14 protein-coding genes are annotated in these 14,393 nt (G+C 50.5%); 2 read left to right on the top strand and 12 right to left on the bottom strand.

The window, feature by feature from the left end; genetic code table 11:
* Positions 1-718 precede the first annotated feature (718 nt).
* The 6 genes from K0T92_RS22910 to K0T92_RS22885 all read right to left on the bottom strand — a co-directional run bounded on the left by K0T92_RS22910 (position 719) and on the right by K0T92_RS22885 (position 7,045).
* On the bottom strand, positions 719-1,129 hold the full coding sequence (locus K0T92_RS22910) for a tellurite resistance TerB family protein (protein WP_219874863.1): 411 nt from the start codon (positions 1,127-1,129) through the stop codon (positions 719-721).
* 90 nt (positions 1,130-1,219) lie between these two features.
* Entirely contained in the window at positions 1,220-2,164 is a 945-nt protein-coding gene (locus tag K0T92_RS22905; RefSeq protein ID WP_343223779.1) for a D-alanyl-D-alanine carboxypeptidase family protein, read from the bottom strand.
* A 148-nt stretch (positions 2,165-2,312) separates the two neighbouring features.
* Complete coding sequence (locus K0T92_RS22900) at positions 2,313-3,407, bottom strand: sensor histidine kinase (RefSeq protein ID WP_246628374.1); 1,095 nt, start codon at positions 3,405-3,407, stop codon at positions 2,313-2,315.
* A complete protein-coding gene (locus tag K0T92_RS22895; RefSeq protein ID WP_219874861.1) occupies positions 3,397-4,092 on the bottom strand; it encodes a response regulator transcription factor in 696 nt (231 codons plus the stop codon). The genes K0T92_RS22900 and K0T92_RS22895 overlap by 11 nt, the downstream gene beginning before the upstream one ends.
* Before the next feature lie 101 nt (positions 4,093-4,193).
* Positions 4,194-5,996 (bottom strand): ABC transporter ATP-binding protein, encoded by a 1,803-nt coding sequence (locus K0T92_RS22890; RefSeq protein ID WP_219874859.1) that lies wholly within the window; start codon positions 5,994-5,996, stop codon positions 4,194-4,196.
* A 125-nt stretch (positions 5,997-6,121) separates the two neighbouring features.
* Positions 6,122-7,045 carry a serine hydrolase domain-containing protein gene (locus K0T92_RS22885; protein ID WP_219874857.1) on the bottom strand — a complete coding sequence of 308 codons (924 nt, stop codon included), beginning with the start codon at positions 7,043-7,045 and terminating at the stop codon, positions 6,122-6,124.
* A 195-nt stretch (positions 7,046-7,240) separates the two neighbouring features.
* Between K0T92_RS22885 and K0T92_RS22880 the strand changes: the two genes are divergently transcribed.
* The gene (locus K0T92_RS22880) at positions 7,241-8,047 is read left to right on the top strand and encodes an alpha/beta hydrolase (RefSeq protein ID WP_219874855.1); all 807 of its coding nucleotides are present in this window, start codon (positions 7,241-7,243) and stop codon (positions 8,045-8,047) included.
* 56 nt (positions 8,048-8,103) lie between these two features.
* On the opposite strand, the gene K0T92_RS22875 is transcribed toward K0T92_RS22880, so the two are convergent.
* From K0T92_RS22875 to K0T92_RS22850, 6 genes are all read right to left on the bottom strand, one after another.
* Positions 8,104-10,284, bottom strand: a complete 2,181-nt coding sequence (locus K0T92_RS22875) for a YhgE/Pip domain-containing protein (RefSeq protein WP_219874853.1) — start codon at positions 10,282-10,284, stop codon at positions 8,104-8,106.
* Between the two features lie 201 nt (positions 10,285-10,485).
* The gene (locus K0T92_RS22870) at positions 10,486-10,929 is read right to left on the bottom strand and encodes a GNAT family N-acetyltransferase (protein ID WP_219874851.1); all 444 of its coding nucleotides are present in this window, start codon (positions 10,927-10,929) and stop codon (positions 10,486-10,488) included.
* A 38-nt stretch (positions 10,930-10,967) separates the two neighbouring features.
* Complete coding sequence (locus K0T92_RS22865; RefSeq protein ID WP_219874849.1) at positions 10,968-11,501, bottom strand: DinB family protein; 534 nt, start codon at positions 11,499-11,501, stop codon at positions 10,968-10,970.
* Complete coding sequence (locus K0T92_RS22860) at positions 11,498-12,019, bottom strand: hypothetical protein (protein ID WP_219874848.1); 522 nt, start codon at positions 12,017-12,019, stop codon at positions 11,498-11,500. The genes K0T92_RS22865 and K0T92_RS22860 overlap by 4 nt, the downstream gene beginning before the upstream one ends.
* Positions 12,020-12,157: 138 nt before the next feature.
* Entirely contained in the window at positions 12,158-12,730 is a 573-nt protein-coding gene (locus K0T92_RS22855; RefSeq protein ID WP_219874847.1) for a GNAT family N-acetyltransferase, read from the bottom strand.
* Positions 12,731-12,979: 249 nt separating this feature from the next.
* Positions 12,980-13,579, bottom strand: a complete 600-nt coding sequence (locus tag K0T92_RS22850; RefSeq protein WP_219874846.1) for a nitroreductase family protein — start codon at positions 13,577-13,579, stop codon at positions 12,980-12,982.
* Positions 13,580-13,759: 180 nt separating this feature from the next.
* Here K0T92_RS22850 and K0T92_RS22845 point away from each other — a divergent pair, with 180 nt between their 5' ends.
* Complete coding sequence (locus K0T92_RS22845) at positions 13,760-14,392, top strand: PadR family transcriptional regulator (RefSeq protein WP_219874845.1); 633 nt, start codon at positions 13,760-13,762, stop codon at positions 14,390-14,392.
* Position 14,393: the final 1 nt, after the last annotated feature.

The raw sequence follows: 14,393 nt of genomic DNA, 5'->3' as shown, positions 1-14,393 counted from the left end.
AGAAAAAATTGTATACTTGGACACCATCGCCTACAACGAACGTTTTGAGAACCGTGTCATCCCAGGTTTTGGCGATCCCGTTGTCAAACAAAAACTTAATGAGATGTTTGAAAAGCGCTATTCCTCGGATTCTGTTCAGTCGGATCCTCGGATCGAAAGTTAAAACAATGTGGTGGGGGGCGGAGTCCTCCGCCCCCCACCAACACTTACCCGATGGGTATATCTACAAGCTTACACAAACTTCTTGACGCTACCAAGCGAACTGCGAGCCAGGCGAAAAACATGCGAAACGGCAGTTTTTATCTCATTTCTGCCCCCATGAAGGTGAAATGCCTGCCAGAGTGCAGGTATTTCACCTTCGTTTCCCCTTAACGGCCGATTGCTGCATAAATTCATGCATGATCGCAGGCATTTCACCAATATGGCGTTTTGTAACCAAAATTCATGCACATTCGCAGGCTTCTTACTCCGTCACGCTGCCTTCCAAACACTTGGAGGAGCGGCTGTCCAGAAAGTGGTTGGATGATTTCAGCGATACAACAAAAAAGATGCTTCCAGCCCCACTTCTTAGTGGTTTGGAGGCATCCCTTCCCATCATTGGGGACTGACTTATTGGATAATGGACTTATCGGGCAGTCCCCTCATTATTCAAGCTCTCTGTTACTCGACCTGTTATGTATGGGATAAAGAACGGTGCCCGATCGATGCGCCTAATGTTTTAGGACGGGTCAAGTATGAGCCGCATGCCCTCGATCTTCAGCTTGTCCATGCGGATAACCCAATCTTTGAACACCCCGTAGGTTTCATCCGTGAAGCCGAACAGCCGTTTCATCTCTTGCGTGATTTGCTTTTCCGCATCATTATAATCACCATCAGCAAAGGTCAGCAGCAGAATCTCGGCAAAGAAAATATTTTTCACCTGATCCTCCTTCAGATCTCCGATGATGTCAGCCAGCTCCCGCTCCCCAGTGAACTCGTAATCCGATTCCGGCATCTTCATCTCATCTCTATAGGCGCGCAAGTAGCCCTGTTCCTTCCGATGCACGAACCCGTCCGCCTTCGCTACGAGATGCGCTATTTCAAGAAATGCTTCCTTATGTTCCTTCTTCTGCAGAAAATGCAAAAACAACGCTGTCCACTCCTCTGGCTCTATAGATTGTTTGCTTGTTCATCATTTCGACATCGCTTCAACATTTCCTACATCGGAATGCAGGTTTTATCATTTTTTTATACGATCGAATCCGTACTCCAGCATTTTCTGCGCATCATACCACACATCCGCTGAGGTGGAATGCAGAACAACTGCGATCAAATTGGCATCCCCGCGTTCTGCTGAAGCGACCAGGCAATACCCGGCCTCTCCCGTATAACCGGTCTTAATCCCGTTCGCACCTTGATAATAATATTCACTGCCCTCCTGCAGCAGCTTGTTGCGGTTCACCAAGGTTTGCGCAGAATGTCCTGTGTTGATCGTTCGCTCCGTCTCACTGACGATTTGACGGAAGAGCGTGTTGGTTCTGGCCACCTGAGCGATAAGTGCCAGATCATGCGCAGTCGTATAATGCTCCGGATCATGAAGGCCGTGCGGATTGACGAAATGGGACTCTATCGCGCCGATCTCCTCAGCCCGTTCGTTCATCAATTGTGCGAAATGCGAGATGGAATCCTCGGTGGATTGAACATGTCCGGTATCTAAAGTTGTTACATACCTTGCAATGGTACGCGCCGCATCATTGCCTGACGGAAGCATCAGTGCAGATACAAGATCTCTCAGCGTAATCCGCTGGCCTTCGACGAGCCCGGAAGAGCTTTCTCCCGCCGTACGAAAGCGTACTTCATCGCCGATCTCCACGATATCCTCCGGATCACCCTTCTCCAATGCCAGCAATGCCGTAACAATTTTGGTCGTACTGGCTGGATATAATCGTTCATGCTCATTCTTCCCATACAGAATTTTACCGGTCTTCTCGTCGATGAGAATAGCGGCATCTCCCTGCAGCTTGCCAATCGCCAGACTACCGCCACTGAAGCGCAATGCGCTTATTTCCTCCCACATATAGGAGACACCCTCTTTAATTGTGGGGCCATGGGCCGCCGCCAAATAAACGAATAAGAGAACACTTATGTATCTGAACGATTTCCGCATCACTGCTGTAGTCACCACTGGGAATAAATCTCCTCTCTTCACTCTCATTAATCCCAGTATGACCGACAGCTTCTAACCTACCGATACGAAAAGATTACGAAAAGATAACGTTTCTATTAATAAAAATAACGCTGCCGCCTCCTGATATAAGAAAGCGGTAGCGTTATCAGCCTCGATGCTCCTTCAAGCGAATCGAGAACACCGTGCGCTCCAGATCGCTGAATGCGCCGATGGCGCCGCCATGAAGGTCAATAATTTGCTTCGCGATTGCAAGGCCGAGCCCCGAGCCTCCGGTATGGGCAGATCGCGACTTCTCTACACGATAGAATCTATCGAATATGTGCGGCAGATCGGATTGGGGGATGACCTCCCCATAATTAACAATATCTAGTGCAACGACGCCATTCTCAAGGTGGCCGGTAATATCCAGATATTCTCCGTCCTGACCGTACTTGATCGCGTTCGTAATGAGGTTCTCAAACACTCTTCGCAGCTTGTTGCCATCACCCAGCACAAACAATTGCGGGCTCGTGAAATGCAAGCGTGCCTGCAGCTTCGCCGACTCCAGCTGCAATTGGAACTGCTCTGTCATCTGATGAAGCATCTCCACGAGATTGATTCTGCTCGTCTGAAGCTTCATCTCATTATTCCGCAGCCTCGTATATTCGAACAAATCCTGAATGAGCTGGCTCATCCGCTCCGATTCCTCGTAGACCAGCGACACATAATAACGAAGCTCCACCTCATCACGGTACAGGTCCTGCTCAATGAGACCCAAATAACCTGTGATAGAAGTAAGCGGTGTCCGCAAATCATGCGAGACATTCGTAATTAGCTCGTTCTTGGTCTGCTGGGCTCTTCGTTCCTCATTCAGCGAGGTGTTCAGCCGCTCCACGAACCGGTTGATATTACCGGCCAGCTGGCCCAGCTCTTCATCAGAACGAACCGGAATTTTCAGCTCAAAGTCGCCTTCCGCGATCTTCTGCACATGCTGCGTAATTTGAACAAGATAACGCTCACTCAGAATTCGCTTGTCCCGCTTGAAGAAATAGACTGCAGCCATCAGAAAGATAGGAATTCCTGCAATAATATAGGTCTGCGGATAACCAATGTTCCGGTAGACCCACTGGAAGAACAGATTCGCGTTCACGGTAGCGAAGGAGGAGTAGAATAACAGCTTGCCCACCATAATGAGTGCAAAGAGTACAAATGTGGACGCTGCCACACTCCAGAAGATCGGAATGATCCATCTAAGCTTCAATTTTGTAGCCTACCCCCCACACCGTATGAATCAGCTTCTCGCCGTCCATCTCCTTGATCAGCTTCTCCCGCAATCTGCTCATATGTACTGAGACAGAATTGTTCGATTCGTAATACTTCTCCTTCCAGATCATCTCGAATATATCCTCTGAGCTGAATACACGTCCGGGATGGCTGGCAAGCAGATAGAGAATGCTGAATTCAATCGGAGTCAGCTTGATCGGTCTTCCATCAAATAGTACCGTGTGGGTAAGCTTGTCAATCTGCAGCGACTGTATCCGAATGAGATGATCCTGCTGCGACTGGGCAGGCGCCGCGTGGAAGTAGGCCCTTCTTAGCAGCGATTTCACACGCGCTACAAGTTCAAGCGGATTGAACGGCTTGATCATATAATCGTCCGCACCGGTCATCAGACCAGTAATCTTGTCCATATCCCCGTCCTTCGCGCTGATCATCAGAATCGGAGTCGTCCGATTCTCGCGAATCTTGATGCACACGCTAAGACCGTCCATGCCTGGCATCATAATGTCCAGTATAACCAGCTCGACGGTCTCGCGCTCCATAAGCTCCAGTGCCATTAGTCCATCACTTGCCTTGCTGATTGTGTAGCCTTCATTAGCAAGATAGATCTCAATCAGCTGCGCAATCTTGGGATCGTCATCGACGATCAGAATATGTCTGCTCATAATGCCCTTCCTTACTATCAAGCAATATCGTTCCATCTACTTGACGAAATAGTGATGCAAAGAGTTTAACGAACGGAAGAAATTTGTTCGGTGCGCCGGAATTACAAATTCACATTCTCCGGCAGCGCGGCTGCCAGTGATGTCGCCTCATTCAAGCGCAGCTGCTGTGTTGCGAATTCCCGGTACAGCTCATGCCTTTGCAGCAGCTCGGCATGTGTGCCGCTTCCCGTAATCGTTCCCTTCTCGACGAATATGATCTGGTCGGCATCAACAACTGTGGAGAGACGGTGCGCAATAACTAGCGTGGTCCGCCCATCCATCAGATTTTTCAGCGCCTCCTGCACAATAACCTCCGACTTGCTGTCCAGACTGGAGGTCGCTTCATCCAGCATAAGAATTTTAGGATTCCGCAGCAGTGCCCGCGCGATTGCAATCCGCTGCCGCTGGCCGCCGGAGAGCTTGACGCCCCGCTCGCCCACCTCCGTCTCATAGCCGTCCGGCAGCTCATGGATAAATTTATCCGCATAAGCCATGCGCGCCGCACGCTCCAAGGCCTCCTCATCGACCTTCTCGTCGATGCCGTAGCAAATATTGTCGCGTATCGTTCCCGCAATCAACGGACTCTCCTGCGAAACATAACCGAACTGGCTTCGCCATGAATGCAGCGTGAACGTATCGATGGCATCTCCACCTAGCTTAATCGTGCCTGATGATGGCTTGTAATAACGCTCCAGCAGGGAGAACAATGTTGTCTTCCCTCCGCCGCTTGGCCCGACAATTGCCGTGACTGAACCCGGATCAACCCGGAAGCTGACATCCCGCAGAACCGCTTCCCCGGTCTTGTAATGAAAGGATAGTCGATCGACTGTAATCGGCAGATCAGAGCGCTTGACAGCCACGCCAGTATCATGGTTCTCCTCTTCCCCGTCCAGCATCTCGATAATTCTCTCGGTTGCGCCGATTGCCTTCTGGAATTGCGTGAAGAAAGTGGTGATCTGGCTCATAGGCATCACAATCTGAATCAGATAAAGAATGAAAGCGACAAGCTCTCCCGCTGTCAATGCTCCCGATGAAACTCTCATTCCGCCGTACCCGACGATAATGACAAGCAGCATCATCATGACGAGGAACATGAGCGGCGCAATGAGAGCCTGTACCTTCGCTTCCCGCAGCCCAAAGCGGAACAGGCTTGTAATCCCCTTTTTGCCATTGTCGTATTCTCTGGCTTCCGCATTGGAGGATTTCACAAGACGAATCTCGGACAGCACTTGTGTGAGCACGGTGGTGAAGGATGCGGTCTCCTCCTGAAGCCCCTTGGAGATTTTGTACATTTGCCGGCCGAGCGGCACTAGAAACAAAGCTGCAAGAGGGACGACGCTAAGCATGACGACCGTCATCTTCCAATCCAGGTAGATGAGGACGACGATAGAGCCTACAACAGACAAGATGCCTGTAAAGAAGCTCGTCATATGATCGGAGATCAGCGTCTTGACGACTCCGGTATCATTGGTCATCCGGCTGATTGTCTCTCCGGTACGATGCTGATCATAGTAGCTGACCGGCAGCACGAGCAGCTTCTTCCACAGCCGGTCCCGCAGCTCTGCAACAATCCGCTGCCCGATCCGGTTCAACAAATAAATCGACAAGCCGCTCGCAATCGTCTGTACGACGAAAGTAACCGCGATCAGTGCGATCTGGCCCCAGCTCAGATTGCTAATGGAGAAGCCATCGACGAGATTCTTCGTAACTAGCGGGATGAACAGACCGACGAGAGTAGACGCAACACTCATAACAATGGCGATACTCATAATGAGGACCGATGGCTTGGTGCTGCGGATCATGCGAATAAACAGCCGCCAGTTGCCCTTTGATTGCTCTGTAATAACCGTGTTGGAGGATTCCATAACGTATTCCTTTCTGCAAGTAAAGTGGGATCGATAAACCTATAGACATCGCGACATCTACGATTACGGCACATCACTCCCAATAGTTGCATTCCATTGCAAAAAAGCTGCCTTGCAGCAGAAACTTACTGCTCTGGCAGCCTCACGGGCAGAACCGACAAGATCTGCTCGAAGAAGAGCTTCTTCGACAGCATGGCTTTGCTCTTCCCTTCCGGCTCCTTGCGGATGGCCGCGACCAGCTCCATCGACGGAACCACGAAGATATATTGTCCGCCATATCCCTTCGCAAAGAAGCAATCAGCTGCTCCGTTATGCGCTTTATCCGACAGCCACCAATGATAGCCGTATTCACCGAATATCGGTGGCTCATAATGAAGCAGTCCCTTATGGTGGAACTTGGTGGACAGCTCTACCCAGCTCTCAGGCAGCAGCTGTTCTCCGTTCCAATTGCCCCGCTGCAAATACAGCTGGCCGAACTTCGCCATATCCAGCGATGACAGATGAAGACCTGCTCCCCCCTCGCTTATGCCGCCAGAGCTGTTCCATCTCGGCTTGCGGAAGCCCAGCTTGCTGAATAGTTCCCGCTGCGCATATTCGAAGGCGGACATTCCCGTTGCTTTCGTCAGAACAGCTGACAGCAGATGGGAGCCGCCGGAGTTGTAGGTAAAGGCCTCTCCTGGCTCATGAGCCATCGGCTGGGCAAGAATATAGGATATCCAATCCTCGCGCCGCTTCATGCTCCAATAGGGCTTGTCGAAATCCGGCCAGTCCATTCCCGGAGTCATTGTGAGCAGATGCTTCAGCTTGATCGCACGCTTGCGTTCATCCGCTGACAGGCGGATCTCCTCGAAATAATCCGATAGCGGCTGCTCCACACTCTCGATTCGCCCCTGGGCCAGAGCAATGCCGATCAGCGCGGAGAGGATGCTCTTCGTACAGGAATAGACCGCGCCTACCCGATCGGTCTCCTTCTCATGCCATTCCCAGAGCAGCTCGCCGCTTTGCATAAGCACGACATCTTTTATTTTCCATTGCTTCAGATGGTCCATTGCTTCCAATAATTTGCGTTCGATGCCAATCGCCTGCCTTCCTCATTCCCAGTTATACACCAAGCAAAGGTGCAAAAGCAAAACGAAGCCGGCAGCGGCACTGTACTAAACTACAGCGTCATCAGGCTATATTTACCGTGGAATTATGCTATACTGAAGCCGTCAAACCAATGAAATCGGGAATCGGGAGGTTCTATGGAGAAGATAAGCGTGGCAATTAGCAATAAGGGTGCAGTACTGACGGGATATATACATGACCGTTCCACGGAGATGCCGCACAGGCACAACCGGCCTGCAATTATCATCTGTCCCGGCGGCGGTTACAGCTTTGTATCAGAGCGCGAATCAGATCCTGTAGCGCTGAGCTTTTTGGCCCAAGGCTATCAAGCGTTTATTTTACGCTATTCTGTTGAGGAACAGGCGCGCGAGCTGCAGCCCCTCATTGAACTCAGCACGGCTATGATGCTGCTTAGAGAGAATAATGAGCAGTGGAATATTGATCCGGACAAAATTGCGGTGTGCGGCTTTTCAGCAGGCGGGCATCTGGCAGGGAGCCTGGGTGTACTGTGGAACCACGAGCAGCTTCAATTGAAATTGGATACGAAGGGCGGACTGAACAAGCCGAATGCTCTGATCCTTGCTTATCCTGTCATCACATCGGGCGAATATGCCCATCGAGGCTCCTTCTACAACCTGACTGGCTATGACTATGATGAAGAGAACAACAGGTTCTACTCTCTCGAAAAAAGGGTATCGGAGCAGACACCGCCGACCTTCATATGGCATACGGGCGAGGACGATCTCGTGCCGATCGAGAACAGCCTGTTGTTTATCGCTGCCTTGAGAAGAGCGGGCATCCCCTTCGAGGCCCATCTTTATGAGAAGGGCCATCACGGGTTATCGATGTGCAACGAAGAGGTCGGGGAACGGATGAGCCATTGCGGGACCTGGTTCCAGCTTGCTGTCCACTGGTTGAATGAACAGTTCCAATTCTCTGCTTAGCATGTCCGTCTGCGCTTGAACAATCGGCTGTCCGCCGTCACAGCTGGACAACACGGCTATGCGGGCATCTGCTGCTCTTGCACCCGGCCCTCTCGCCGAATAAGAAAATAGACGAGTGTCAGTACGAAGAAGAACACGCAATAGATGGCCAGATGTCCGGCTTGCCTCCACAGATCAGAATAATCGCCGCTGGAGATCACATCCCGGAAGCCGCGAATGCTGTAAGTCATCGGCATCCACGGATGAATGGCTTTGGCCCAGCCCGGGAGCAGCTCTAGCGGGAAGGTGCCTGCGCTGGACACAAGTTGGAAGATCATCAGCAGCAGAACCAGAAACCGGCCCGGCTGGTCAAACCAGGTTACGGCAGCCTGACAGATGAACATAAAGGCGAAGCCTGTTATTATCGTGAATAGATAAAACAGTGGGATGCTCTGCACCTTCAATCCCAGAACAAAGGCAAGAAACGTGCAGACAATAAGCGACTGGGCCAGACTCATCATGCCGAAGGTTATCGCTTTGCTGACAAACAGCCGCATGCCAGCCGCATCCAAGGCGGAGGAGTTGCGCGGCGAGAACACCGTGGTGAAGATAAGCGACCCAGCGAATAAAGCGATGGATAGGAAGTAAGGGGCGATCCCATATCCGTATTTCTTAATATGACGATCATCGTTGGCCTTGACCTCGACAGGATGGCTGAACAGATTAAGGGTACGGTCATCAGCCTTTAATGCTGCTGTTTCCTGAGCAGCATGGCTTAATTTAACCGCTAATTCATCGGTTCCCTCCGTCAATTGAACAGCGCCGCCACTCAGCTTCACCCCGCCTGCATGAAGCTGCGTTGCACCTGCTGCAAGCTCCCCGCTGCCCTCGCTGAGCAAGCTCAAGCCCGCTTCAAGGCGCTGGCTGCCTGCGCTGAGCTGGCGAGCGCCTGCCGCAGCCTTGTCTATGCCTGTTTTGAGCGGAGTGAAGCTGGCGCTGTACTCTTTTAACCCGTCGCTCAGCTTGACCCCGCCGTTCTGCAATTGCCGGATCCCTTGAAGCAGCTCCGCTTGGCCACTGCTAATACTCTGACTGCCCTTCAGCAGCAGCTGCTGAGCCCGGTTCAACGTTCTGCTGCCATCAAGCAGCTTGGACTGTCCGCTCGTCAGCTCTTGTGAGCCTGCTGCCACAGCCTGGCTCATCTCAAGCAGCTTCTGGAGTTCCGAATCGCCCGCAAGCTCCGCATTGCTTTCAATCAGCCGTCGCAGTCCTTCTGCTACACCTGCCGATCCATCCTTCAGCTTCTCGCTTGCAGTGACGGAGGAGGCAAGTCCCGCTTCCAGCTGGCTGCTCCCTTTCGCAGCCGATTGCAGCCCTTCTGTTAGTCGATCAGCCCCATCCCTGGAATCACGAATGCCGGCTTCGAAGGCTTTAGTTCCCCCTACCAGCTCGTCTGCGCCCCTCTGAAGCTGCCCATTCGCAGCAGATAGCTTTGACACTCCATCGCCAAGTTTATTAGTGCCATTAACTAATTCCGAAACTCCGTTATGCAGCTTAACCGCACCGCTGTGAAGCTGGCTGACACTGCTGTTGAGCTTCCTGGCTCCAGCCTCCAGCCCATTCAAATTGTCAGCGACCTTCACCGCTCCATCTTTAAGCTCAAGAGCTCCTTTATTCAGCTTGGCTGCTCCTTCGCTGGCGTCGCCTAGCCCGCTTGATAACGTTTGAAACTGGGTAACGATACTTCGCGAATACGCTTCTGTCAAATGCTGCGAAAGCTTCGTCCGCAGCTCCTTCGTTGCATTCTCGCTAATTTGCCCTGCTACAAAATTATAATAGCTGTTGGACTCGTAGATAAGCTCCGCCTGTTTGGGCATGTCACCCGTCAAGGATGCCACATCCGCTGAAAACTCGGTTGGAATGGTAATGGTCGCGTAATAGACATTGTTGACCATTCCAGCCCGCGCATCCTCCTCGCTTACGAATCGCCAGCCGAAGCTGCGATTCTTCTTGAGCTCCTCGACGAAGTCCTTGCCGACCTCCATCTTCTCTCCCTCAAGGACCGCTCCCGTATCCATATTGACAACTGCTACAGGGAGCTCATTCAGCTTGCCGTAAGGATCCCATGCCCCTTTAATCAGGAAGCCGGCATACAGAACCGGGATACAGGCAACGGCGACAAAGGTGACAATCAGCATCGGGCTCTTGAGAAACAGACGGACATCCTGGACAAAAACATGAAACGGATTGTTACGCATACGTTAGCTCCCCCTCTCCTTCATTCATCGAATGCGAATATAAGCAACGCCTTCCTAATTCCACCATAGATTACCCAGCAATGTGCATTATCATGCGAAGGGTAGACCCCAATAACCGCAAGCAGCAGAAAGAGAACCATCCCTGGTCGGATGGCCCTCGCCTTCGCATTATCGTTCAATTTTAAGAATGTCGTCTACTATTCATAAATCCTTTTTCAGATAGAAGCGCTTAATACCGCCCGAGTATCCCTCTAATGTGCCGAATATTTGGAATCCGTGCTTCAAATAAAAATCCGGCGCCTGAAAGCTGAAGGTGTCCAGATGCAGCATTCCGCAACCCTTGCCCTTGGCTATTTCTTCTGCTGCATGCAGCAGCTTGCCCCCATAGCCGCCCTTGCGGTGGTTCTCATCAATCCACAGAATGCCAATGTACAGCACGGAGCAGAAGATCTGGCCGAGCACTCCCCCTTGAACCTGGCCCGTACGATCCTTCAACAAGACGTTGACCGTTTCGTAATCTGCAAGCCCCGTAGATGCTGGCGCCTGCTCCCGGTTAAAGCTGACGAGCTGATCACGTACATAGTTGACCTCTTCCTCGCACCATTCAGCGGTAATCCATAACGATGACCCGTCATCATGATTCATGCTGTTCAATCCTTTCAATTTCTGTTGAGCCGAGAAAGTTAATGGGCATATCCCGCAATATTCATGCCGCCTGCCTGCATCAGCTTGGTCATATATACGATTTGCCCGGTATGGTAGCCATAATGCTCCGCTACAGCGAACAAGTGATTCCGAATCGGCCTTATATAATAAGGCTCAGTCTCGGCGCCACTTCCAGCCATCATACGCTGCCAATCGTCCGCGTCATAATAGACCTGAACCTCCCGCAATAAATCCTCATTCGTCAACTGACCGAGGATGATTGCCGATTCTTCTCTAACAGCCTTGAGCTGATCCAAGATCTCCGCCTTTGACTTGCCGCCGGCAAGATTGAATTCCTCCGAGCGTTGCCGTATAAAAGGTTTCCCGCCAATTCCGCTGACGAAATGCTGGTATTCATTGCCCGCCAAATGGAAGCATAGATTGGCCACACTATTCGTATCAGGATGAAGCTTCCGCCATACCTGTTCTTCTGTCAGCCGGTTTAAGCTCGTCTCAATTCGGGCAAGCTGCTTATTCATCTGATTCAGTACATCATCCATTAATGTTGTCATATGGATTCCCCCAATAAGGTAAAGAATAATAATAGCGACGGGAATAATAAAACCGCAGTAGTAATGGCAAGGATCGTCTGCGCGACGGGAGATATACTGATCATTTGGTATATGTAATAGATCAGGGATACACATAAGCAGCCGATTAGCACGGGCCACAACTTATGATCAATATCGATAAATCCCACCCAAGGAGCGCACAACCCCATTAATAAATACAACATCAATTTCCAATACCATTGTTTCAGCTTGGCTACGGACAAAAAAATCTCAATGAGCAGTGCAGACAATAAACCATAGGTAAAAAAAGGAATCGCCAAGATAAAACTAGCCGTGACTATGAACAAAGCAAACGAGACATCGTTGTTACTCCAATAATAAGCGGTACTCAATAATAAAACCGTTATCCAGGCGCATCCTGTCCCAACGAATTGCCGCACTGCAAACTTGAAAAATTTGCTGCTCGTAACAGAACTGCCTTCTGCGCTCCAATCCGCCCCCGACACCGTCTGATTCATATATTCAAGACCACAGCTCCAGCAATAATCAGAATAATCGTTATGTACACATTCCGAGCAGAGATGCTTCTTGCATCCTAAACATTCCCGAATACTTGAATTATCCTCGTGATAGTAACAGTTCATAGATCTCCCTTATCAAATGGCCAGCCCCAGTCTATCATTCAAAGATTGCTTAACTCTGTCCCATTCCGAATCTATAATACTGTAAACAATATAATCCGTACGATTGTATTTCTGCCGGAACAGTCCTTCCCTGACCGCACCCAGCCGTTCAATCGCTCGTTGCGACCGTTCATTGTCAGGCGTTGTAATGATCTCCACCCGAACGACCTGCAGTGTCTCGAATGCGTATCGCAGCATTAAGTATTTGGCCTCTGTATTAACACTTGTTCGCCATACGTGAGGTATGAGCCAGGTAGAACCAATGTTAAGGTTGCGATTCTCTTCCGATATGCGCAAATATCTTGTCGATCCGATAATTCGCTGCAGCTGTTTGTCATAAACGACATAAGGAAATTGCTCTCCTCTTTCTCTCCCTTTCAGCGCCCCTTCAATAAAAAGGCTCATATCCTCCATACTTGCTATCTGGAGAGGATAATTCAACCATATCTCGGGATGCTTGGAGCATGCATACAATTCCGTTAAATGATCAGCCACAAGGGGGATAAGCTTGACTCTTTCTCCTTCCAGCTCGTTAAATTGCATCATAGATTCACATCCCGCTATCGTTGATATTCGTACCGTTCTATCTTGCTCGCAAGAGCATCTCTTGAGCAGCAGCCTGCCCGTTCATTTCAATCGTTCAACTTCTATATTCTGCTACTCCAATACTACCACGGCCGCCTGTCAACTTCCAGCTTATTCCACTCAAATTGTCCTATAAAATAACAAAGAAGCCTGATTGCTCAAGCTTCTTCTCCTATCATCGGCTTATGTGTTACTCGCGGCCGCTGCTCCTTACTTAAATACCTTCAGCCTCTTCTCCAGCGGCTCGAACGTTTTCTCTCCCGCCGGTGCGGTCGGCTTGCCGAATGGCATCTCTGCGATCAGCTTCCAGCTCGAAGGAATGTCCCATTCCTTGCCCACTTTCTCGTCGATCAATGGATTATAATGCTGCAGCGAAGCGCCATAGCCTTCCAGCTCCAGCGCAGTCCAGACAACGAATTGAAGCATGCCTGAGGAATGCTGCGACCATAACGGGAAATTATCCTTATAGGCAGCATACTGCTCTTGCAGACCTTGAATGACGGTCTGATCCTCGAAGAATAGCACCGTTCCGTATCCGCTGCGGAAGGCCGCCATCTTCTCAGCTGTTGACGCGAAGCTGTCCGCAGGAACGATCGCTTTAAGCGTCTCCTCAGTAATATCCCACAGCTTGTCATGCTTGTCCTTCAGGAGCAGCACTACACGAGCGCTCTGCGAATTAAAAGCAGATGGTGTATGCAGTACTGCCTCACCAACCAGCTTCTCCAGCTGTTCATCGCTAATAACGGAATCTTTGCTAATTCCATAGATGGTGCGCCGTTTCTTTACCGACTCAAAGAATGAATGGCTCATATGATCAATCTCCTTTGCCAAGATAATCAGACTTGTTCATGTTACCCTTTTCAGCAACATTTTAACCACCTATGCTCAGGCGAATCAGGCGATCGGGCTGCCGATTTGACACAATACGATATATCGTTTAAATTAGATAATACTTTACGATATATCGTATTTAATCTAGGAGGGTTTTCAATGTGGGATGGAACAAATGATCATTCCCGTTCACAACATAACCGTGACAGCAGCTCCTACGATCATGAGGAGCATGACTGCTCACGCGGACATTACCGTGGAGGAGGCCGTCGCAGGTATTTCGGCAGAGGCGGTGTCAAATTCGCGCTTCTTGAGCTTCTAACACAACAATCGATGCACGGTTATCAAATGATGAAGGCGCTGGAGGAGCAGTCTGGAGGCTTGTACATACCAAGCGCCGGCACGATCTACCCTACACTGCAGATGCTGGAAGATCGTTCGCTTATAACGGTTTATGAGAATGAGGGCAAGAAGGTCTATCAGATTACGGATGAGGGCCGCTCCCTTCTGGGGCAGAAGCCGGAAACGGAGGAATCCTGCGCTTATGACCGGAGACCTGCCAGGGGCGTTATCGCTGCGGATGACCTGTACAGGCATGAGCGAGTCCGAAGAAAGCTTGGCCTGTCGGCAGACTCCTATAAGCTGATCCAGCAATTAGCCGCTGCAGAGCATATGACGGAGGGTCAAAGCCATTCACAAGAGCAGCTCCGACAAATCGTGCACGATATTCAAATTCAACTGGCGGCGTTTCTTGAGCAGCATTCCGATTCGGGCCGCACGGAAGCGGAGTGAG

The organism is Paenibacillus oenotherae, assembly GCF_019443105.1.
Classification (GTDB): domain Bacteria; phylum Bacillota; class Bacilli; order Paenibacillales; family Paenibacillaceae; genus Paenibacillus_Z; species Paenibacillus_Z oenotherae.
The sequence above is the reverse complement of the archived record's forward strand: the minus strand, read 5'-3'. Positions and strand labels throughout refer to the sequence as shown.